17 protein-coding genes and 1 pseudogene are annotated in these 19,351 nt (G+C 61.5%); 9 read left to right on the plus strand and 9 right to left on the minus strand.

From position 1 onward, the window contains the following. Positions 1–488 precede the first annotated feature (488 nt). The 3 genes from RX328_RS43620 to RX328_RS15515 all read right to left on the minus strand — a co-directional run bounded on the left by RX328_RS43620 (position 489) and on the right by RX328_RS15515 (position 2,642). Positions 489–626, minus strand: a complete 138-nt coding sequence (locus tag RX328_RS43620) for a DUF1214 domain-containing protein (protein ID WP_410734061.1) — start codon at positions 624–626, stop codon at positions 489–491. After that, positions 587–805: a DUF1214 domain-containing protein gene (locus RX328_RS15510; protein WP_213251583.1), complete on the minus strand. Its 219-nt coding sequence runs from the start codon at positions 803–805 to the stop codon at positions 587–589. Before RX328_RS15510 ends, RX328_RS43620 begins: the two co-directional genes overlap by 40 nt. Before the next feature lie 1,627 nt (positions 806–2,432). Beyond that, positions 2,433–2,642: an SDR family oxidoreductase gene (locus RX328_RS15515; protein WP_213251582.1), complete on the minus strand. Its 210-nt coding sequence runs from the start codon at positions 2,640–2,642 to the stop codon at positions 2,433–2,435. A 706-nt stretch (positions 2,643–3,348) separates the two neighbouring features. On the opposite strand from RX328_RS15515, the gene RX328_RS15520 reads away from it, so the two are divergent. The 4 genes from RX328_RS15520 (at position 3,349) to RX328_RS15535 (ending at position 8,045) form a co-directional block, all read left to right on the plus strand. Further along, entirely contained in the window at positions 3,349–4,464 is a 1,116-nt protein-coding gene (locus tag RX328_RS15520) for an alpha/beta hydrolase (RefSeq protein WP_312018004.1), read from the plus strand. A gap of 178 nt (positions 4,465–4,642) precedes the next feature. Continuing rightward, positions 4,643–7,039, plus strand: coding sequence for a membrane-bound PQQ-dependent dehydrogenase, glucose/quinate/shikimate family (locus RX328_RS15525; protein ID WP_213251581.1), 2,397 nt, complete (start codon positions 4,643–4,645; stop codon positions 7,037–7,039). 332 nt (positions 7,040–7,371) lie between these two features. Beyond that, on the plus strand, positions 7,372–7,818 hold the full coding sequence (locus tag RX328_RS15530; protein ID WP_249726374.1) for a cyclophilin-like fold protein: 447 nt from the start codon (positions 7,372–7,374) through the stop codon (positions 7,816–7,818). Beyond that, positions 7,815–8,045, plus strand: a complete 231-nt coding sequence (locus RX328_RS15535) for a hypothetical protein (protein WP_213251580.1) — start codon at positions 7,815–7,817, stop codon at positions 8,043–8,045. The genes RX328_RS15530 and RX328_RS15535 overlap by 4 nt, the downstream gene beginning before the upstream one ends. Positions 8,046–8,110: 65 nt before the next feature. Here RX328_RS15535 and RX328_RS15540 read toward each other — a convergent pair whose 3' ends face one another. The 5 genes from RX328_RS15540 to RX328_RS15560 all read right to left on the minus strand — a co-directional run bounded on the left by RX328_RS15540 (position 8,111) and on the right by RX328_RS15560 (position 14,143). Beyond that, a complete protein-coding gene (locus tag RX328_RS15540) occupies positions 8,111–8,995 on the minus strand; it encodes a LysR family transcriptional regulator (RefSeq protein ID WP_213251579.1) in 885 nt (294 codons plus the stop codon). Positions 8,996–9,081: 86 nt separating this feature from the next. Beyond that, positions 9,082–11,325 (minus strand): xanthine dehydrogenase family protein molybdopterin-binding subunit, encoded by a 2,244-nt coding sequence (locus RX328_RS15545; protein ID WP_213251578.1) that lies wholly within the window; start codon positions 11,323–11,325, stop codon positions 9,082–9,084. Between the two features lie 10 nt (positions 11,326–11,335). Continuing rightward, a complete protein-coding gene (locus RX328_RS15550) occupies positions 11,336–11,782 on the minus strand; it encodes a (2Fe-2S)-binding protein (protein ID WP_213251577.1) in 447 nt (148 codons plus the stop codon). Between the two features lie 164 nt (positions 11,783–11,946). Further along, positions 11,947–12,837: a LysR family transcriptional regulator gene (locus RX328_RS15555; RefSeq protein ID WP_213251576.1), complete on the minus strand. Its 891-nt coding sequence runs from the start codon at positions 12,835–12,837 to the stop codon at positions 11,947–11,949. A gap of 409 nt (positions 12,838–13,246) precedes the next feature. Next, positions 13,247–14,143 (minus strand): LysR family transcriptional regulator, encoded by an 897-nt coding sequence (locus RX328_RS15560; RefSeq protein WP_213251575.1) that lies wholly within the window; start codon positions 14,141–14,143, stop codon positions 13,247–13,249. A gap of 113 nt (positions 14,144–14,256) precedes the next feature. Between RX328_RS15560 and RX328_RS15565 the strand changes: the two genes are divergently transcribed. The 4 genes and pseudogenes from RX328_RS15565 to RX328_RS15580 all read left to right on the plus strand — a co-directional run bounded on the left by RX328_RS15565 (position 14,257) and on the right by RX328_RS15580 (position 17,330). Then, a complete protein-coding gene (locus RX328_RS15565) occupies positions 14,257–15,039 on the plus strand; it encodes a carboxymuconolactone decarboxylase family protein (RefSeq protein ID WP_213251574.1) in 783 nt (260 codons plus the stop codon). Between the two features lie 116 nt (positions 15,040–15,155). Further along, positions 15,156–15,546, plus strand: a pseudogene (locus RX328_RS15570) (cupin domain-containing protein). Between the two features lie 286 nt (positions 15,547–15,832). Then, entirely contained in the window at positions 15,833–16,606 is a 774-nt protein-coding gene (locus RX328_RS15575; RefSeq protein WP_213251591.1) for a glucose 1-dehydrogenase, read from the plus strand. Positions 16,607–16,616: 10 nt separating this feature from the next. After that, positions 16,617–17,330, plus strand: a complete 714-nt coding sequence (locus RX328_RS15580) for a dihydrofolate reductase family protein (protein ID WP_213251573.1) — start codon at positions 16,617–16,619, stop codon at positions 17,328–17,330. A gap of 353 nt (positions 17,331–17,683) precedes the next feature. Here the strand turns inward: RX328_RS15580 and RX328_RS15585 are convergent, their stop codons facing one another. Beyond that, positions 17,684–18,598, minus strand: coding sequence for a LysR family transcriptional regulator (locus tag RX328_RS15585; RefSeq protein ID WP_213251572.1), 915 nt, complete (start codon positions 18,596–18,598; stop codon positions 17,684–17,686). 120 nt (positions 18,599–18,718) lie between these two features. On the opposite strand from RX328_RS15585, the gene RX328_RS15590 reads away from it, so the two are divergent. Continuing rightward, a complete protein-coding gene (locus RX328_RS15590) occupies positions 18,719–19,351 on the plus strand; it encodes a DsbA family protein (RefSeq protein WP_213251571.1) in 633 nt (210 codons plus the stop codon).

Genomic DNA, 19,351 nt, shown 5'->3' on the forward strand with positions numbered 1-19,351 from the left:
ATCGGCAGGTTGTGTTTTTTATTGGGCCGATCCGTGCCCTGCCGTCGGCGTCCGGCAGGCGATGACCGAGGCGCCATCCGGACCGCGTGTCGTCCGAGTAGCGCACGCTTCTCTCAGATCGTCGGATAAGCGACATCGCGTTACGCTACGCGTGCCGACTGCACCTCGTCGTGAACATCGCGCCCATTGCGAGCTTGACCGGCGTTCGGCGAAAGCGCTTTACAGACCGGCAAGCATCACGTGATCAGAGCAGGGCGCAGCTTGTGCTCTGCTGCGGCAGCCGACGCTTATACCAACGAGGGCGTTCTAGTGAATGCTTGCACCTGAATAGAGCAAGATGAAAATCGCTTTACCCAGACGGACGACTTCATTCGACGGCGACTGCCATCCGACGTGGACGCTCCTCTACTGAATTCTTTCCACACCCGGGATCCGAAACCGGTAGTCGAGGATATCTGACCTCAGCTGATAGGCCCGGAAGACCATCCTTAATTGGCCGCTTGGAGCCGGAAGCCAGCTCGATTCCTTGTCGCCGTTGGCGGTTCATGCTGGATCAGGATGTCGATGCTGCCGTCGGCGTTCTTCCTCAGGCCGCTGGTGCGGTCGCCAATCGCGTAACGGTTGATCGGATTGCGGTGAAGAACAACCGGCCGTCGTCCATCAGTTCATACATCGATAGCGACCAGAACGCCTCAGCAGGAATACCCGTCGCGGGGATATGGAGGCGGTATTTTCGCTCGTCGGCGAGAGCATCGCCGCGCACATCTGTTTTGGCGCTCGGGTAGATAGCTTCGGCGGGCGCCATGGCCAGCAGCGCATTGAGGGCGATGATTGCCCGATAGTTATAGTTGAGAAGAAGCCAAATGAAAAGACGGAGTATACGTAGCGTCGGGTCATGGCGAACTTTCGGAGTTCCTAGGCCATGATGACGCGCGCCGGATCAGCCCGGACGACCTTGTTGGCTGGAAAGCAGAACTCCTTAAGAAGCGGCGGGCGGGCTGCCAAGACCATTCGCGACAGCAAGTTGGCCCCTGTGCGAGCAACCTTTCAGTGCGCGGTCGATAACCGAAAACTCGACGCCAATCCGGCCGCTCGTATCAACATTGATCTGAGGAGCCGATCGTCAGAGAAGAGGTGAGGATACTCGGATGATGAAGCCAAGATCATTCTGAAGGCTGCACGTACCGAGAAGGAGGCGCACAAGCGGTGGGTGCCTTGGGAGTTTGTGCCTATATCTCACAGAGCTTCGGCGCTACGAACGTCATGACCCGATCCTGAGAACACTCCCTCATGCTGTCAGGACTTGTCTCGTCAAGCCGTTTGCCTTCCGCTCGACCCGCCTGGGTCTTGAGCCCGCGAGATTCTGGGAGGATGCGATATCGGAACTTGACCCCCGAGAGGTGACGGCATCTCAGCTATCAATGGTGCTGAGTAAGTTTGATCGGCTGATCAATCAACAACCGTCGCCTGACCCGGCACCGGTCGCGGCCGCGATGACGCGCACTCGTCAGAAGCGGTTAAGAATAGTGAGAAATCCCGCGACTGCAGGTTCACTGACTTTGCTGCCTTGGAGCAAAGTGCTCCCATTCTGGGAGATAGGGTCGTTCCTGCCGCAGCATGTTGTTCAACGTCAGGCTGACCTTGCATCATAGCCTGCTGGGAATTCGTGACCATGAAAGCGGGGCAGCCTTGATTTCCGAATTGATCGCATCGAGTGACCGAACGCGTGACCTACTGGTCGCCCGCGAACCCTTGCCACTGGGTCTATCAACACGAGGCCGATGCTAATGCTCGCGCCCACCGTTTCGTTGAGCGCGAGTTTGACAAGCTTCTCTGCGATCTTGCCAAGTTCCTTTCCACTTTTTCATGCGGTCTGATGGCGTGTTGGGAGCATATGGCGAAGACGGCCCAAAGGCCAACATGTTGCCGGTCCTATTGAAAAGCGCGAGCTCAGTGTTGATGACTGCATCCCCACCGACGGCGAGCCAGTAGAAACTGGCTCAATGCGGTTCTTCATCACTTCCTTCGCTTCCGAAAAGGGAAAATAGTAATTTGGGTGTTCGGCCATTTTACCGCTTGGTGTTCTTCGTTCGCGCGAGGCGCAACTCTTTGTTTTGCCATACTGCTTACCGCTCCGAACAGTTCAAGCGCTTGGCGTTCATCCATCTGATGTGCCCCATGGTCATCCGCCGTCGCACATCGGCGCTCGCTGCTCGATATCCCGACGACTACATCTTGTCGGTGCACGCGCGTCGGCGTGGTCGCATCTTCCTCGACTTGCGGATCGGCCGCGGCACCACAGCGATCGGTGCTATTCGCCGTGCGCCCGCAAAGGCTTTCCGATTGCCGCGCCGGTCATGCAGGTCTCCTCCGTGACCCGCTACGGCGCATGTTTTTCTATCGGGGGGTGGACTTTTGCCCCGGCCCGCTGTCTAGGAACGGTAGGAGCGACCACTATCCACCGTGACGATGGTTCCGCTCATGTAGCTGGCACGTGCGGAGGCGAGGAAGGCCACCACATCGGCGATCTCTTGAGGCGTCGCTGCGCGACCGGCAGGCAGCTTGCTCGTGTCCTGGCACTCGCGCCAGCGCTGTGCGTCACCGAAACGCTCAACCGCCTGCTGGCGCAGCAGCGACTCCATGCGCTCTGTACTTATACGGGTTAGCACGTGATCCTGCAGGTTGGTTCCGATCGCCGGCAGATCGGCGACGACAGCATCTTATCTCCGGTTTCCGAGCCAGCCGCTACGAATAACTGCCAAACTCATTTAGTAGGTTTCTTAGACCGCTGCCGACGTGAGCGAGTTAGGCCAGCCCCGATGGCCGCCGCCCGTCGTATCAATCGCTGCGTATCTTAGGCCTTCGTGTTCGACGGCCTGATGCTCTTAGGAGAGCACGTGCGTTGCGCCTTACGATGATCCCCAACTATCGTCCTTGGCCCGTTGTTCCCGGCCGATTACCCCCATAATCTGCAAAGGGTCATAAGCGGGCACGATAAACGGCCCTGCATCAGATTCGATGCGAGCGGATACTGACGGCAACCTCAACGGCGCCATCTAATGCCAAGGCCGCGTTTTGGTCTTCTGGAACGGAATTCCCATCAGCCCGGTTCTTTTGCCGAACCGGATCAAGGGCCCGGCATGACCGTCCGGCCTGGAGAAATGATCCTTACATCGGGACCAGCGATGTGATCGGCGGACAGGGAGGATGATCTTTCACGCCACGGTGTTCGCGCAAACCCTCTTCATTGATAAGCCCTGCTCATATCGACAAGCGAAGCTAGCGATCTAATCGGGTTGTCTTCCGGCGCCTATATTGCAATCGCAGCAGCAGTTCATGGAGCGCAAGGTGAACGAGAAGAATGAGACTAGCAATCTAATCAAACAAGCCCAGCTCGATGTCGGCCGCCGTAACTTCCTGAAGATAACTGGCGCCGGTGCCGCTGCGGTCGGCATGATGTCGGCCATCGGTATTCCGTTTGCAAAGGCTCAAGATATGTCCAATGGCGCCAACAACTTCTACACTAGCGACCGGGTGACCTCGCAGAAGGTTACCTTCAAGACTCAGTATCAAATGAACGTCGCAGGCAACCTTTTCACGCCCCGGAGCCTCGATCGAAATGCGAGGCATCCGGCCATCATTGTCGGCCATCCGATGGGCGCGGTGAAGGAGCAGAGCGCGAACCTGTACGCCACGAAAATGGCTGAACAGGGCTTCGTCGCCATGTCCATCGATCTGCCGTTCTGGGGCGAGAGTGAGGGGCGGTCCCGAAACCTGGTTTCGCCGGACGTCTATTCGGAGGCCTTCAGCGCAGGCGTCGATTTCCTCGGCACCCAGCCGTTTGTCGACAGGGAGCGCATCGGCGCCATCGGAATCTGCGGCAGCGGCAGCTTTGTCATAAGCGCAGCCAAGATCGATCCGCGCATGAAGGCCATCGCCACGGTCAGCATGTACGATATGGGCGCCGCCAACCGTAACGCGCTGAATCTCTCGCAGACGGTGGCGCAGCGCAAGGAGATCATCGCAGCGGCTGCGCAGCAACGCTATGCGGAGTTCGCCGGCGGTAAAATCCAGCTGACCGGCGGGACCGTGCATGAATTGAACGCGAACACGCACCCCATTCAGCGCGAGTTTTATGACTTCTACCGCACGCCGCGAGGCGAATATACGCCCCCAGGTGCAACGCGGCTGACCACGACGCATCCGGCCCTGACCAGCAACGTCAAGTTCATGAACTTCTACCCGTTCAACGATATCGAGACGATTTCACCTCGTCCGATGCTGTTCATCACCGGCGACCAGGCTCACTCTCGCGAATTCAGCGAAGATGCCTACAAGCGTGCGGCCGAGCCGAAAGAGCTTGTCTGGGTCCTGGGCGCCGGCCATGTCGACCTCTATGACCGCGTGGATCTCATTCCGTTCGACAAGCTCAACGCCTTCTTCGACCGCTACCTGATGGCATGAGCGAGGGCCACCGTGGCCGCAGCCTGCACATCGAAGAGGGACGCGTAGTGGCGGCATGGTCGGTTACCGACGGATGATTAATTCTCATCGTTGCATTGAGCAGAACAGGCGGCAGTAACGCGGACCAGTAATGCTTCGTCATCTTCCCTTATCCGCGTCAGGCGAGAGAGGAGATCTAATGGAGGCGGAAATCGCAACGCAGTCGGGTCGGGCTACGCGTCTGCTCGTTGTCGCCATTCTGGTAGTGATCGGCGCGGCGCTGTCGGTTGGCGGGGGCGCGCTGGTCCTCAACGGCGGCTCGCCCTATTACATTTTGACCGGACTTGCCGTGATGGCCAGCGGGGTGCTGATCGGGCGGGGTGATTGGCGCGGCGCGGCGCTCTACGCCGCGATGCTGGTTTGGACGGTCGTTTGGGCCCTATGGGAGGTCGGCGGGAACGGCTGGCAACTGGTTCCGCGTCTGGTGGCGCCCTTTGCGCTCGGTCTCCTGTTATTGCTCCCGGCGGTGCGCAAAAGCAGCGTCAGGGCAACCGCATCGCGGGTGTCGCGTTGGCGCCTGGTTTTCCCTGGATCGCTGGGCGCCGCGGTATTGCTCGGAGCGGCCTTGCACGCGATCGGGCCTGACGCCCCACCAGCGCCCGTTCTGCGAACCGGCATACAATCTACGTCGCCGAGCCGCCTCGCTCAACCCCTCGCATCGATTGGCCATAGCGATTGGCCGGCGTTCGGCAACGACCAGGGCGGCACGCGCTTCAGTCCTCTTTCCGAAATCAACGCAAGCAATGTCGCCCAACTAGAGAAAATCTGGGAAGCCGATCTGGGGCCGCTCGGAGCCAGGCCGAACGGGCTGGAAGTCACCCCAATCATGATCGGTGACACGCTCTATGCTTGCGATGGCTACAACCGCGTCTCTGCTTTCGATGCCGAGACGGGAGCACTTCGCTGGCGACAGGACACGACGGCAGGGGCGACCGAGTCGGGCAAACCCTGCCGCGGGGTTGCGTACTATCGCGTGCCGGGCGCGAATGGCTTGTGCGCCGAACGCATCTTCTTCGCCAACCAGACGCCAAATTTGCTCGCGCTTGACGGCAGGACCGGCGAACCCTGTCCCGGCTTCGGGAACGGCGGCCGCATCGACCTCAAGGAGGGGATCGGCCACTATCCGTATGGCCACTACTATGTGAGTTCGGCCCCGCAGATCGTGCGGGGCAAGGTCGTGGTGGGCGGCGGCATCCCCGATGGCCAGGAATGGGGTGGACCCTCCGGCGTCATTCGTGCCTATGACGCCGTTTCCGGCGAACTCGCCTGGGCCTTCGATCCGGCTCATCCAGAGCGCACCGGCGCGCCGCCGGAGGGCCAGACATACACGCGATCCTCGCCCAATAGTTGGGCGCCGATCAGTGCGGACGAGGCGCTTGGTCTCGTCTATCTACCGATGGGCGGCGCGACCCCGGACAACTACGGCGGCCAGCGGCGGCCGTTCGATGAGGATCTCGGCTCGTCGGTGATCGCCCTCGATGCCGAGACGGGCCGGCTGCGCTGGCGCTTCCAGACAGTGCACCACGACATCTGGGATTATGACGTGCCTTCGCAACCGACGCTGGTGGACCTGCCGACCCTGGAGGGCATCCGCCGGGCGCTGATCCAGCCGACCAAGCGCGGCGAGATCTTCGTGCTCGATCGGGTGACGGGCCAACCGATCCTGCCCGTTGCGGAACAGGCTGTACCGCAAGGCGGCACTGCGCCAGGCGAGCGGCTGTCGCCTACGCAGCCCGCTTCGATTGGTCTGCCCGCCCTCCGGGCGCCGACGCTGCGCGAGAAAGACATGTGGGGTGTGACGCCAATCGACCAGATGATCTGCCGGATCTTATTCAAACGCTCGCGTTACGAGGGGCAGTTCACCCCGCTGACCCTCGACAAGCCGGTGCTCATAGCGCCGGGATCGATCGGCGGGATCAACTGGGGTAGCGCCTCTATCGACGTCGATCGCGGGATTATGGTGGCTAACTGGATGCAGCTTCCAGATCGCGTGGAACTGATGACGCGCGCTGAGGCGATCAAGCAGAAGCTCACCGTGCATGACGGCCTGGACGCTGGTGGGTCGCGCGACCGGCCGATGCTCAACACACCTTATGGCGCAGTCGGTACGAACTTTCTTTCTCCGCTCGGCACCCCCTGCACCGCACCGCCTTGGGGCTCGATTTCCGCGATCGACCTGACCAGTGGCAAACTGCTCTGGTCAAAGCCGCTCGGCACCGCACGCGACACCGGTCCGCTCGGTATTCCCTCGATGCTTCCGGTCACGATCGGTCCGCCGAACTCGGGCGGATCGGTGGTGACACGTGGAGGTCTCGTGCTCGTTGCCGCCGCGGCCGAACGGACCTTCCGGGCGCTGGATAGCATCACGGGGCGCGAACTGTGGCATGGCCGCCTGCCGTTCGCCGCGACGGCAACGCCGATGACGTATCGCGCGCCGCTCAGCGGCCGCCAGATCGTTGTTATCGCGACCGGCGGTCGTCCAGCCTTCTCGCTGCCGGCGGGTACGAAATTGGTTGCTTTCGCGCTACCTCGGTGACGCGTTTATGCCGGTTGATAGCATCTTATTTCCAAACTCAAGTTTCATTCCCCGCGATGAGCAAGTGTGGAAGCCGTACACAGCATGCCCGCCAGATCGTAAGGGACTTGCCGGCGTCTCGCTGTCCGGTGCCTCGCGATCGCGCGTACTGTCGCGACGAGAATGTGATAGCGAAGGCATGGTCCGGCCAAGGTTTTCATAGAGGTACTTTTTCCGGACGTTCCGCGCGACGTCCGCAGAAGGTATCGATCTGGAGCAAAGGCCGAAACATGCGCCTTGAAGGTGAATATGAACCACATGGTAGCCGGCAACTAAATGTTCGAGGGCGGCCCATGATGGTCGTACCAGCCAGTGTAGGAGCCTGCAAAATGCTGAATTTACTCTTCAGAGCTTTCGTCATTACATTCGGATTGATAGGGCCTGCAATGGCACAAGAGCGCATTCTGATTTCGTCTGAATGGGGCAAGGTCACTGCAGAACTGGTCGACAACAACGCCACCCGAACGCTGGTCCAGATGTTGCCGCTCTCGATCGAAATGCGCGACCACCTCCGTCAGGAAAAGACCGGCAATCTGCCTTCGCCCTTGCCTGCGGTCGAGCGGCAGTTCGATTTCGCGACCGGTACATTGGGACTCTGGAGCTCCGATCACTTTGTCATTTACTATCGCGACGGTCGCGTCCCTCAACCCGGGATTATCTCACTCGGCCGAGTGACGGGCGACGTTTCGATTTTTGATCGGCCCGGTCCGGTCACTGTCCGGATTGAACGGGTTAGATGAGACGTTCTCGCCGGCCGATCCTGGCGGCGCTGAAGGGCCTGGATGACCGGGGAGAACTGACCCCGTGGTTGGTCTGCATCATGTCGATTGTCGAGCCGGGCTTCATGTTCGGCACGGCCGCGGCGGCCGCCGTTTCGACGACCTTGGTTACGTTGCATCGCTGGATCAGGGCACCGAGGGACATTTCGCGACCGATGATGGGGCGACTGCAACGCGCGGCGTCCTGAGGGGGCATCGCGTCCGACCTAGTCTAGCTCCGGCACGGGCAAGGCAGCTTTGAAAAGCTACCGTGCTATTCCCGGTGGCGGAGTGCGTCGACAACGACGTCAAATGCCGCCGAGGATTGGCGGCTGATCGGGTAATAGAGATGGTATCCGGGCCAAGGGGCGCACCAATCGTCGAGAACTTTCATGAGATCGCATTTTGCGATGTGGGGTAACGCCAAGTCATCAGGCACGTAGGCAACGCCAAAGCCGGCTACCGCGGCCTCAAGCACTTCGAAGATGCCGTTGAAAATGAGTTGGCCTTCCGCGCGCACTTTCACTTCATGGCCATCTTTTTGGAACTCCCAAGCGTATAGTCCGCCGTATGTGGGAAGACGCAGATTGATGCATTTGTGATTGATCAAATCGCTCGGGGTGACCGGGAGAGGCCGGTCCGCGAAGTATGAAGGCGAGCCGACTGCCGCAAAGCGGACCTCGGGCCCGATACGCACCGCAATCATATCCTTGGCGACCTGCTCGCCGAGACGCACTCCCGCGTCGTAACGCTGGTCGACGATGTCCACGTTGCTATTATCCAGGTTGATTTCGACCTTAATGTCCGGATAGCTCCTCAGAAGCTTGGCCAGCTTTGGCCAGAGGATCGATCGAACCGGATGGTCTCCGGCCGTGATCCGAATAGTCGCGGCGGGCGTCTCGTCAAACAAGGCGGCAAGCTCCGCTTCGATCTCGTCGAGCCGGGGTGCAGCAGTTCGAAGCAGGCGCTCCCCGGCCTCGGTGGGATTAACGCCTCTGGTGTTGCGGGTCAGCAGCCGGACGCCCAGGCGACCTTCAAATTCACGAATCGTGTGGCTAAGCGCGGACTGGGATACGCCGAGCTTCGCCGCGGCTTTTGTGAAACTGCGTTCACGGCCTACCGCCTTGAAGGCTCTCAGGTCGTCCAGGTAGCCTCGCATTTATGTCTCTGCTCGTCAGCCTGCGCGCCGCAGCGCTTTTTGGTCGCCTGACCAGGAGATGGCTCCGTAGCCGGACCTGGTCCCGATTACCCCACGTCTCCGAACTTGAACTTCGATAGAGGCAGGCTCCGAATTCGCTGACCGGTCAGAGCAGCGATGGCATTGACCACGGCCGGCGGCACACCGGGCAAGCCGGGCTCGCCGATGCCGCCCATGGGAGCACCACTCTCTACGATGCGGACATGAACGCGCGGCATGCGATCAGGTGGAAGAATGGAATAGCCATCGAAGTTGCGCGCCTGGGGCGCACCGTTGGCATATACCACCTCTTCCAACAGCGCCGACGAAAGGCCGAGCGCGACGGCGGAATTGACCTGTGCTTCAATTATGGCGGGGTTGACGATGCGGCCGGGATCGATGGCCACCCAGACATCATGGACCGTGACTGCGCCGCTCTTGAGCGAAACCTCCGCGATGGTCGCGACCTCGCTGCCGAAGGGCGAAGCCATGGCGACGCCGCGCGCGCGTTTGCTGCCATCGCTTGCCGTGAAAGGGCCGCGCTTCCAGCCGCCCGAGAGATCACCAACGACTTCAAGAAGCCGCTTGTGGCGCGGCTTGTCCGCCAGCAGGCGAAGCCGGAGTTCATAGGGGTCCTGCTGGCCTGCGTCGGCAAGCTCGTCGAAGAAGGTCTCGTAGAAGAAGTCGTTCATGGAGTGGCCGACCGAGCGCCAGAAACCGATGACGTTCGGGTCGTCGACCGGAACATGGGCAACCCGGCGATGGGGGATGGCATACGGCTTGTTTGCGATGCCCTCGACCGACGAACGGTCCGCGGTGTCAGGCTTGCGACCAAACCAGCGGCCGGCCGGCCCTTCGCCGATGGTCTCCGCCTCAAACGCCAACGGCAAGCCCTTCGCATCGAGGCCGCCTCGGAAGCGCACGAAGCCCATTGGCCGCAGTGCATCCCGCAAAAACTCCTCCTCGCGGCTCCAGACGATCTTGACCGGTCGTCCGACTGCCTTCGACAGGAGAATAGCTTGAGGGAACGGGTGTGCGTCCGTTCCGTACAGGAAATGGCGGCCGAAGAAGCCACCCAGGATCGGCGAATGAATCTTCACCTTTTCGGGTGGAATGCCGGCTACCTTCGCAACAGCGGTCTGGAACAACTCGGGCGCCTGATTCGGCGTCCAAAGATCGAGCGTGCCATCCTGGTTCCAGCGGGCGAGCGCCGAGGGTGGCTCCAATTGGCCATGCGCCAGATAGGGCGCATCGTAGCTGGCGGTGATCACCTGCGCGGCGTTACTAAGAGCCGCCGAAGCATCACCTGCGGTTTCTGCAGGAATCCCAGGCCCTGGAGTCGCCGCGAGCAGGGCCTTCCGTCCCGCGGAAGAGAAGTCCGCGGGCATCGACCGCTGGTTGCTCGACGTCGGTTCTTTCCAGGTGACTTGCAGTGTCTCCACCGCACGCCGGGCATGCCACCAGCGCTCGCCAAGCACAGCTACCGCACCAGGCAGACGGTGAATGGAATGCACTCCGGGCATCGCCGCTACCTCCGCCTCGTTGGCGAAAGCTGCGGGTTCGAGGCCGAGGCGCGGCGCGTGCTGGACCGCTGCCTGCAGCATCCCGTCGATCTTCAAGTCAATGCCGTAGATCGCTTTGCCTGTGGATTTGTCGCGCACGTCAAGGCGAGCGACCGGTTTGCCAATCCAGCGGAAATCCTTGTCCGCCCGGAGCGTCACGTTTTCCGGCACCGGCAATCCGGCGGCGTCGCTCGCCAGTGCGCCATATTCGATCGTACGGTTCGAAGCGGCGTGGCGTACGCGTCCGGGTTCGGTCGAGAGGCTCGCGAGCGGCACACGAAGGCGCGCGGCCGCAGCCTGCAGCAGCATCTGCCGCGCCGAGGCGCCGACACGGCGCATCAACTCGTAGCTCGACCGCATCGAGCGGCTTCCGCCCGTGAAGCGGTTGCCATTCAAAACCAGATAATCGGCGCCGGGCGGCGCGCATTCCACGGTGAAGCTGGCCGGATCGGCATCAAGCTCCTCGCCGACGATTTGGGCAAAGCCGGTAGAGATCCCCTGGCCACCCTCGACGAAGGGGCTGCGCAACAATACGCTGCTGTCGGCGCGGATTTCCAGGAAGGCGGCCACCCGCGGAGCGCCTTGCGCCCCAGCGGCGGCGTTCTGCGCCAGCGCCTTGGTGCGGGGCAGCGTCACGCCAAGCACCATCGCGCCGACCGAGGCGCCGAGAAAGTCGCGCCGCGAAAGGTTCACCGGCCGTTGTTCAATCAGATCGCTGGCGGGGCCGAAATCGTGGTTCATGCTGTTCATGACGGCCCTTTTAACCCTGTGCGACTTGCCGGACCGCGGCGGCGATGGCGTTGTAGGTGCCGCAGCGGCATAGATTGACCATTGCGGCCGCGATGTCCTGGTCGTTGGGCTTCGGGTTCTGCTTGATGAGAGCGGTCGCGGCCATCACCTGGCCGGACTGGCAATAGCCGCACTGCGGCACCTGGATGGCTACCCACGCGTCGACCACCCGGCGGCCGACCGCATCGTCGGCGATGGCCTCGATCGTGGTGATGGATTGCCCTGCGACGCTGCCGACGGGCGTGACGCACGACCGGGTGGCCTGACCATCAATCAGCACGGTGCAGGCGCCGCACTGGGCAATGCCGCAACCATACTTCGTGCCGGTCATGCCGAGTTCATCGCGGATCACCCACAACAGAGGCGTATCGGCCTCCATCTTGACCTGATGAGTCTTGCCGTTGATGGTTACTTCCATAAAGCTGCTCCTCAGGTTGTCCCGTGAGGTCGCGACGTTGCGGACCTGTGCGCAGGACAAGACGTGGAATGAGGAACAACGTCTAACTCAAGCTCCAGTCCCGAATTAGATGGCCAGGTCCGCATGAGCTTATGAGTCTATTTGATCAATCAGCCGAGCAGCGGCTAGCCGTGGCGCAGTGCATCCACCACTAGGCTAAATGCTGCCGACTGTTGTCGGCGGCTCGGGTAAAAAAGATGGTAGCCCGAATACGGAAGGCACCATTCCTCAAGCACCCGTTTGAGGCGGCCCTTGGTAATATAGGGTTGTGCCCAACCCTCGGGCACATACGCCAAGCCCATTCCGGCCAGGGCGGCATTCAATATCTGGGCGGTCGTGTTGTAGGTCAGCTGACCATCGACGCGCACCTTCAGTTCACGGCCGCCCTTCTCAAATTCCCAGGCATACAGCCCGCCATGGGTGGGCAGACGCAAGTTGATGCAGTTGTGGCCGATCAAATCCTGCGGTCGCTTGGGTGCTTGCCGGCTTCTAAAGTACGATGGAGCGCCGACCACAGCCATACGCATATCCGGCGCAATCCGCACGGCGATCATGTCCTTTTCGACCTGCTCACCGCTTCTCACGCCGGCGTCAAGGCCTTGAGCGACGATATCTGTCAGCCCATAGTCGATGATGATCTCGACTTTGATGTCGGGATAGTCCGGCAGGAGCTTTGCCAGTTTCGGCAGCAGGATCGCGTCCGCGGCATATTCTGTCGCTGTGATCCGGATCGTGCCTGCCGGCTTCTCCCGGAGCTCTCGGATCGCCGCAAGCTCGGACTCTATCTCCTCGAGCCGAGGTGCTGCGGTCCGAAGCAGGCGTTGGCCAGCTTCGGTCGGCGCGACGCTTCGCGTGGTGCGCGTCAGCAGCCGCACACCCAGACGCGCCTCGAGTTCGCGGATGGTGTAGCTCAGCGCCGACTGCGACACCCCGAGCTTGGCCGCCGCGCCTGTGAAACTGCGCTCCCGCGCAACCGCCACGAAGGCCAGCAGGTCGTCCAGCTTCCCGCTCGGCATTTATCTAATCCTCATATAAGTCTATGCCGATTATACTGGCTAGTGGCCGCCGATGCGCGCTAAATCAGCGCCATGACCAACCAGGCAGCCCCAAAGTGATAGCTGCCGTCGCGACAGTCCGGTCAAGGCCCTGACAACGCTGTGGACGGTTCGAATCGAGTGCAGGAGCCTCGGATGCGCGCGGAGCGGAGCCCCGGCGATGCGCGATGCATTGCAATGATCAGAAGGCGCGACGACAGCCGTTGCAAGACGTAGTGGCCACAAAAATGCTTCCGAAAACGACACGATCTGCCGGCCGGCAGCCTGGGGCGCCTTCTCGAGATGCCATTTGCGTTGCTGTGCTGCGCACAATTCCAATTAGGTCGGCATGTCGCAAACACCGACGACCGTCTTCTCGGACGAGGCGCGCCTATCTTCGATATCGAAGCGCATCAACTAGCAAGGAAAATGCCGGAGATGGTTGCCGGCGGCTCGGATAGTACAGGTGATATCCCGAAAAGGGCGGACACCAATCGGACAGGACTCTGACAAGCCGTCCGCTCGAAAGGTACGGCTCCACGTGACCTTCCGTCAGATAAACTAGGCCAAAGCCTTGCAGGGCCCCGTCAAGCAGCGCGCCGGCGCCGTTGAAGACGAGTTGCCCTTCCACGCGAACGTTCAGTTCGCGTCCGTTCTTTTCGAATTCCCAAGCGTACAAGCTGCCGCCGTGCGTGGGAAGCCGAAGATTGATGCAATTGTGCCCTGTAAGTTCTTGAGGGGTGCGCGGCTTCTTCCGGTCCGCGAAGTACGAGGGCGAGCCCACCACGGCCATTCTGAGATCCGGACCCACCCGCATTGCGATCATGTCCTTGGCCACCAACTCGCCTGGCCGAATACCCGCATCATACTGGGCTGCGACAATGTTGGTCAGGCCGTAGTCGATGAATATCTCTACCTTGATGTCGGGATGGTTAGGAAGAATCCTAGCCAGGGCTGGCATCAGTATCGTGTGAACAGCGTATTCGGTCGCGGTTACTCGGATCGCACCCGCCGGCTTCTCACGTAGTTCACTCAGGGCCGCCAGTTCGCCATCCATTTCCTCGAATTTGGGGCCGATCTTCCGAACCAGCCGCTCGCCGGCCTGTGTCGGCATCACGCTGCGCGTGGTGCGATTGAGCAGCCTGATACCGACCCTTTCCTCGAGCGCACGGATGATGTGGCTGACGGCGGATTGCGACATGCCGAGCTTGGCGGCCGCGCGCGTGAAGCTGCGCTCCCTGGCCACCGCAAGGAAAACAAGCAGGTCGCTTGCATTGTCCCGGTCCATTGATGAGCCTAACTAATAATTGCATCCAATTTTTATCATCTAATCGTTGTGTTCGGGAAGTCATAGGTTGGTCGGACCGAGGGGCGGACGCCTGAAGGACTGAGGAGGACTGGATGAAACGGTTTTCAACGATCATGGCGTGCTTGTGCCTCGTTGCCTCAACGGGGGTCGCGGCGCAGCCGGCAGCAACGAAAGGAACCGGGGCGCAGATGGTGGAAGACCTTCGGGCGGTCGCGCCCGCGCTCGAATCGTATGGCCAGCGCGTCGTCACTGGCGACCTCTGGAAGCGGCCGGGTTTGTCGCCGCGGGACCGCAGTATCGTCACGGCCGCTGCATTGATCGCGCGCAACCAGACAGTAGAGCTCCCACATTATCTCGGGCTTGCGCTCGACAGCGGGGTAAAACCGTCGGAGCTCTCAGAGCTCATCACCCATCTTGCGTTCTACACCGGCTGGGCTAACGCCGTATCGGCGGTCCAAATTGCCAGGGAAGTCTTCAAGGCCCGCAACATCGGAGCGGATCAACTTCCGGCCGCGTCGGCGCCGCAACTGCCGCTCGACGAGGCCGCCGAAGCGCAGCGCGCAACCCGGGTTGGTCAACAGTTCGGCGATGTCGCCCCCGGGCTCGTTCAGTATACGACCGACGTCTTGTTTCGCGATTTGTGGCTCCGGCCCGGTCTGGCACCACGCGACCGCAGCCTCGTGACCGTGAGCGCTCTCGTCGCGACCGGCCAGGTGGCACAGGTCACCTATCACCTCAACCGGGCGATGGACAACGGCTTGACGCGGGAGCAGGCCGGCGAGGTCGTGACTCAGCTCGCCTTCTACTCCGGCTGGCCCAACGCTTTCTCCGCGCTGCCCGTTTTCAAAGAGGTGATGGAGAAGCGACCGCGATGAAGATCGTGAACCGGATATCGCGCAGGCGCGCGCTCGTCGACGTTAGTGTCGCGCTTGCTTCACTCGCAGGAATTCAGGCCGCCGCCGGTCAAACTTCGCACCTAGGGAGCAGCACGATGGAGATCAAGCGAAGTGGTTCACAGCCCTCCCGCAAAGGACCGGCGGAATGGTTCACCGGTTCGCGTCGATCCCCTATTTCAGCCGCCTGAGCCCGCTCGCGTCAGCGGCGCACATGTCACCTTCGAGCCCGGCGCCCGGACGGCGTGGCACACCCATCCGCTCGGGCAAACCCTGCTGATTACCTCCGGTCTGGGCTGGGTACAGCGCGAGGGCGGACTGATCGAGGAAGTTCGACCGGGCGATATCGTTTGGTTTCCGCCGGGCTTAAAGCATTGGCACGGGGCCACACCTACGACCGGGATGACGCACATCGCGATCCAGGAAGCCATCGGCGGAAAGAACGTCGACTGGATGGAAAAGGTCAGCGACGAGCAATACCGCAAATAGTTTTGAGACGCCGAATGAAAAGCTTTGGGAGGCCTCGGTTTGAGGCGGCCGTTGGATCAGGCAGCGGAAGAGCGGTAGGCCGGATGCTGCGCAAGGCGAGACGATGAAAATCCGCCTAAAGTGAACGGCAAGTCGCTTGAGGCCACGCTGAGACAGCACGAGACCGTCAGCGATTTCCTCTCGTTGTTGTCGCTGATGTTCACGCTTCGCGACCCGTCCCCCTTTCTGCTTGGCGCAAAGCCCAAGTGAGGCGAGTTCTGAAGTGCGGCCTGTTTCAACTGCGGAGATGACGCCAATGTCGAACGAGAACGGCAAATTCGCGGGGAAAGTCGCCTTTGTGACTGGGGCAGGAGCCGGCATCGGTCGCGCTACAGCAATGGCATTCGCGTGCGAGGGCGCCGCCGTCGCTGTCGTCGATCGATCGGACGCGCACGCCCAGGAAACTGCCCGCTTGATCGAGGAGGCAGGCGGCAGGGCCATCGCCATCGCCCGCGACGTCTTGCGTGGGCAGGACGTAAAGGCAGCGCTGGACAAGACCATCGACGCGTTCGGCCGGCTGGACTACGCCTTCAACAACGCCGGCATCGAACAGCCCGTCATGCCGTTGGCCGAAATCACGGAAGAACAGTGGGACCGGATCCTCGAAGTCGACCTGCGCGGTGTATTCCTGTGCATGAAATACCAGATCCCCTTGATGATGAAGCAGGGGGGCGGTTCGATCGTCAACACTTCCTCGGGTGCGGGGGTCAAGGGCTTTGGCCAGGCGGCGTACTGCGCGGCCAAATTCGGTGTGGTCGGCCTTTCGAAGGCGGCGGCGCTAGATTACGCCGGGTCGAACATTCGCGTCAATGTCGTTTGCCCCGGCATCATCGAGACTCCGATGATGGATCGCTTCAGCGGTGGTACGCCTGAGGGACGAGCAAGAGTGATCGCACAGGAACCTGTCGGAAGGATGGGCAAGCCCGAGGAAATCGCCGCAACTGTCGTCTGGCTGTCCTCGGAGGCGGCCGCCTTCGTCGTAGGGCACGCGATGATCGTCGATGGCGGGCAGACGGCTTGAAGGGATTTGCATGAAACCGCATGTCATCTGCCTGATGGCCGCGAGCGTCGATGGCCGAACGCTTCCCAGCCGCTGGCGGCCCACGGGAACAGTCGGGAAACTTTTCGAGCGCGTGCATGACGATCTTGCCGGCGACGCCTGGCTGGTCGGCCGCGTCACCGGTCAGGAGTTCGCCAAGGGCAAGCCCTACGCGGCGTCGGCGAGCGAGCGATTTCCCCGTGAGCCCTGGTTCGCTCGGCGCGACGCAAACGCGTACGGCGTGGCGCTGGACGGTCAGGGCAAGATCTGCTGGGGCCGTTCGGACATCGGCGGCGATCCGATCGTGGTCGTGCTTTGCGAGACGGTCGCGGACTCGCATTTGGCGGGCCTGCGCAGCGAGGGCATATCCTACATTTTCGCGGGAAAGTCGGAGCTCGACCTCCTCCTCACGCTGGATGTCCTCAATCGCGAACTCGGTGTGAAGCGCCTCCTCCTGGAAGGAGGGGGCGGCACCAATGGCGCGTTTCTGCGAGCGGGACTTGTCGATGAACTCCACCTCATCCTTTGTCCGGTGGTCGACGGCGCCAAGGGGGCACCGAGCGTCTTCGATTCCACGGAAGCCGAAGCCGACCAGCGCGCACCGGTCACCGGGATGGTGCTGGAGGGCAGCCAAGCCCTCGAAGGCGGTGCGATGCTGCTGCGGTACCGGATCGAAAACGCGAGCCCGCGGGCGGACGCTCGGTAAACTCACCCGCCGTCACTACGGATTATCTGCAGAGGGATCAAAAGCGAACGGCGGCCTCAGGAGGTAGTTAGTCGGTTTCATTGCCAGAAGCATGGGACCACCGGTCACCCCAATACCGACCGCTAGAGCTTCGTGCGCAAGATAAGCCCAGCTCTTCAGCTGCAGTGGCGAATAAGACATTTCTGGAGCCGCGCTGGCTAAGGGAGGTTGCTGCGGCGAGTGAGTAGTTTGATGGTGTAGTTATGGATATGGAGCTGGACGCGGTAACCGCGAATTTGATCTCCTCGATCCAGCGCTCGCCGGACGGCACCTTCTCGATCGAGCTCGCCAGCGCGCAAGACGATCACGAGCGTCTACCTTCCCAGCCTGGTCAGCGCCGTGCGCTTGTGCTCCTCCATCAGCATCGCCACGAATGCGGTTACCTTGGGCGGGCGGAAACGCGCGGCCGGGTAAACGGCATGGATGCCGCCGGCCGGAAGCGTCCATAGCGGCAGCACGCGGATCAGCCGGCCGGCCCTGATGTCTTCGGTGACCAGGAAATCGGGCAACACGGCGAGACCCGCGCCGGCGAGGGTCGCGGCGAGAACTGCCGGAGTTGTATTGATGGTCAGCGTTTGCTTCATGCGAACCGCCTGCCGGTCAAAATCGTTCTTGGTAAAGTGCCATTGCAGCGGCTCCTTGAGCGCGCCGTTGGTAACGAATGGCAGGGATGCCAGGTCTTTCGGCTGCACTATGGCGCCTCTCTTGACGATGCCCGGTGCGGCCACCAGCAATTGCCGAAAACTCCCAATCCGCCTGGCCTGCAGGTTCGAGTCGTCGAGCCAGCCGACGCGGATCGAGAGGTCGATCTGGTTCGCAACGAGGTCGATCTTGCTGTCGGCCAGTATCAAGTCGACCCGACAGGCCGGATGATTTCGCGAAAACGCCGCTGCCAGCCGCGCAAGCGTGCATGAGCCATAATCGTTTGGAGCAGCGATCCGCAGAAGTCCCATCGGCTCCGCATTCGTCTGAGCTAGTTCCGCGAACGCGTTTTCAGCTTCACGCAAGATCATGACGCATCGCGCGTGAAGCAAGCGGCCGGCTTCCGTAGGCTCAACACGCCTGGTGGTGCGAACCAGCAGGCCGGTTTTGAGTTCCTGCTCGAGCTTGGCGACTTGCTGGCTGACCACGGTCTTCGTGATGCCGAGCCGATCCGCTGCGCGGGTAAAGGAAGCTGCGTCCACGACAGCCGCAAAGTAGGCCAGGCGGTTGAGATTGATCGATTCCATACCTCACCTTCGGAAACATATTGTAAGTTATTAGCACACAGTATGTACCATTACATGCTATTTATCGACGAATAGAATTCGCCTATCCCGCCGTCAACGAAATCGACGGCGGGATTGAACATGCGCGTGACCTATCTATTCGATCCGCTTTGCGGCTGGTGCTATGGCGCGCACCCCGCGCTGGAAGAACTCACCCGGCGGGATGATGTGGCGCTTGAGCTTGTGCCGACCGGTCTGTTCGCGGGCGAGGGGGCGCGCGCGATGGATGCGCAATTCGCGGCCTATGCCTGGCAGAACGATGAACGGATTGCGCGCCTCACGGGCCAACCCTTTTCCGAAATCTACCGCACCCACGTCCTGGGCAAGACCGGCGGCATGTTCGACTCGGCACCGGCAACCCTCGGCCTGGTCGCCGTGCGCGTCACTGAACCCACTAGGGAGTTCGAAGCACTCAAGGCGATCCAGCATGCGCGCTATGTGGATGGACGCGACATTGGCAGCCTGCCCGAGGTCGGCGACATCCTTCAGTCGATCGGAGTTCCCGCTGCGGCTGAACGCGTGCGAACGCCGGACGATGAACTGACGCTAGCCTACCGCCGGCAGATCGAGGCCGCACGGTCCGAGATGCAGCGGTTCGGCGTTTCCGGCGTTCCGGCACTGCTCGTGGGCGACGGTGCCGAACGTCGTCTGCTGCGCGGCAACCTCCTGTTCGGCCGCTTCGACCTTCTCGTTTCACAGCTGCAGGCCGCCTGA

The sequence above is a fragment of the Bradyrhizobium sp. sBnM-33 genome, from assembly GCF_032917945.1.
Lineage (GTDB): Bacteria > Pseudomonadota > Alphaproteobacteria > Rhizobiales > Xanthobacteraceae > Bradyrhizobium.

Bases quoted from the DNA above. Each gene is read 5' to 3' on its own strand.
- RX328_RS15510 (WP_213251583.1), bottom strand. From the start codon at position 805: ATGGCGCCCGCCGAAGCTATCTACCCGAGCGCCAAAACAGATGTGCGC.
- RX328_RS15515 (WP_213251582.1), bottom strand. From the start codon at position 2,642: ATGGAGTCGCTGCTGCGCCAGCAGGCGGTTGAGCGTTTCGGTGACGCA.
- RX328_RS15525 (WP_213251581.1), top strand. From the start codon at position 4,643: ATGGAGGCGGAAATCGCAACGCAGTCGGGTCGGGCTACGCGTCTGCTC.
- RX328_RS15530 (WP_249726374.1), top strand. From the start codon at position 7,372: ATGATGGTCGTACCAGCCAGTGTAGGAGCCTGCAAAATGCTGAATTTA.
- RX328_RS15535 (WP_213251580.1), top strand. From the start codon at position 7,815: ATGAGACGTTCTCGCCGGCCGATCCTGGCGGCGCTGAAGGGCCTGGAT.
- RX328_RS15540 (WP_213251579.1), bottom strand. From the start codon at position 8,995: ATGCGAGGCTACCTGGACGACCTGAGAGCCTTCAAGGCGGTAGGCCGT.
- RX328_RS15545 (WP_213251578.1), bottom strand. From the start codon at position 11,325: ATGAACAGCATGAACCACGATTTCGGCCCCGCCAGCGATCTGATTGAA.
- RX328_RS15550 (WP_213251577.1), bottom strand. From the start codon at position 11,782: ATGGAAGTAACCATCAACGGCAAGACTCATCAGGTCAAGATGGAGGCC.
- RX328_RS15555 (WP_213251576.1), bottom strand. From the start codon at position 12,837: ATGCCGAGCGGGAAGCTGGACGACCTGCTGGCCTTCGTGGCGGTTGCG.
- RX328_RS15560 (WP_213251575.1), bottom strand. From the start codon at position 14,143: ATGGACCGGGACAATGCAAGCGACCTGCTTGTTTTCCTTGCGGTGGCC.
- RX328_RS15565 (WP_213251574.1), top strand. From the start codon at position 14,257: ATGAAACGGTTTTCAACGATCATGGCGTGCTTGTGCCTCGTTGCCTCA.
- RX328_RS15575 (WP_213251591.1), top strand. From the start codon at position 15,833: ATGACGCCAATGTCGAACGAGAACGGCAAATTCGCGGGGAAAGTCGCC.
- RX328_RS15580 (WP_213251573.1), top strand. From the start codon at position 16,617: ATGAAACCGCATGTCATCTGCCTGATGGCCGCGAGCGTCGATGGCCGA.
- RX328_RS15585 (WP_213251572.1), bottom strand. From the start codon at position 18,598: ATGGAATCGATCAATCTCAACCGCCTGGCCTACTTTGCGGCTGTCGTG.
- RX328_RS15590 (WP_213251571.1), top strand. From the start codon at position 18,719: ATGCGCGTGACCTATCTATTCGATCCGCTTTGCGGCTGGTGCTATGGC.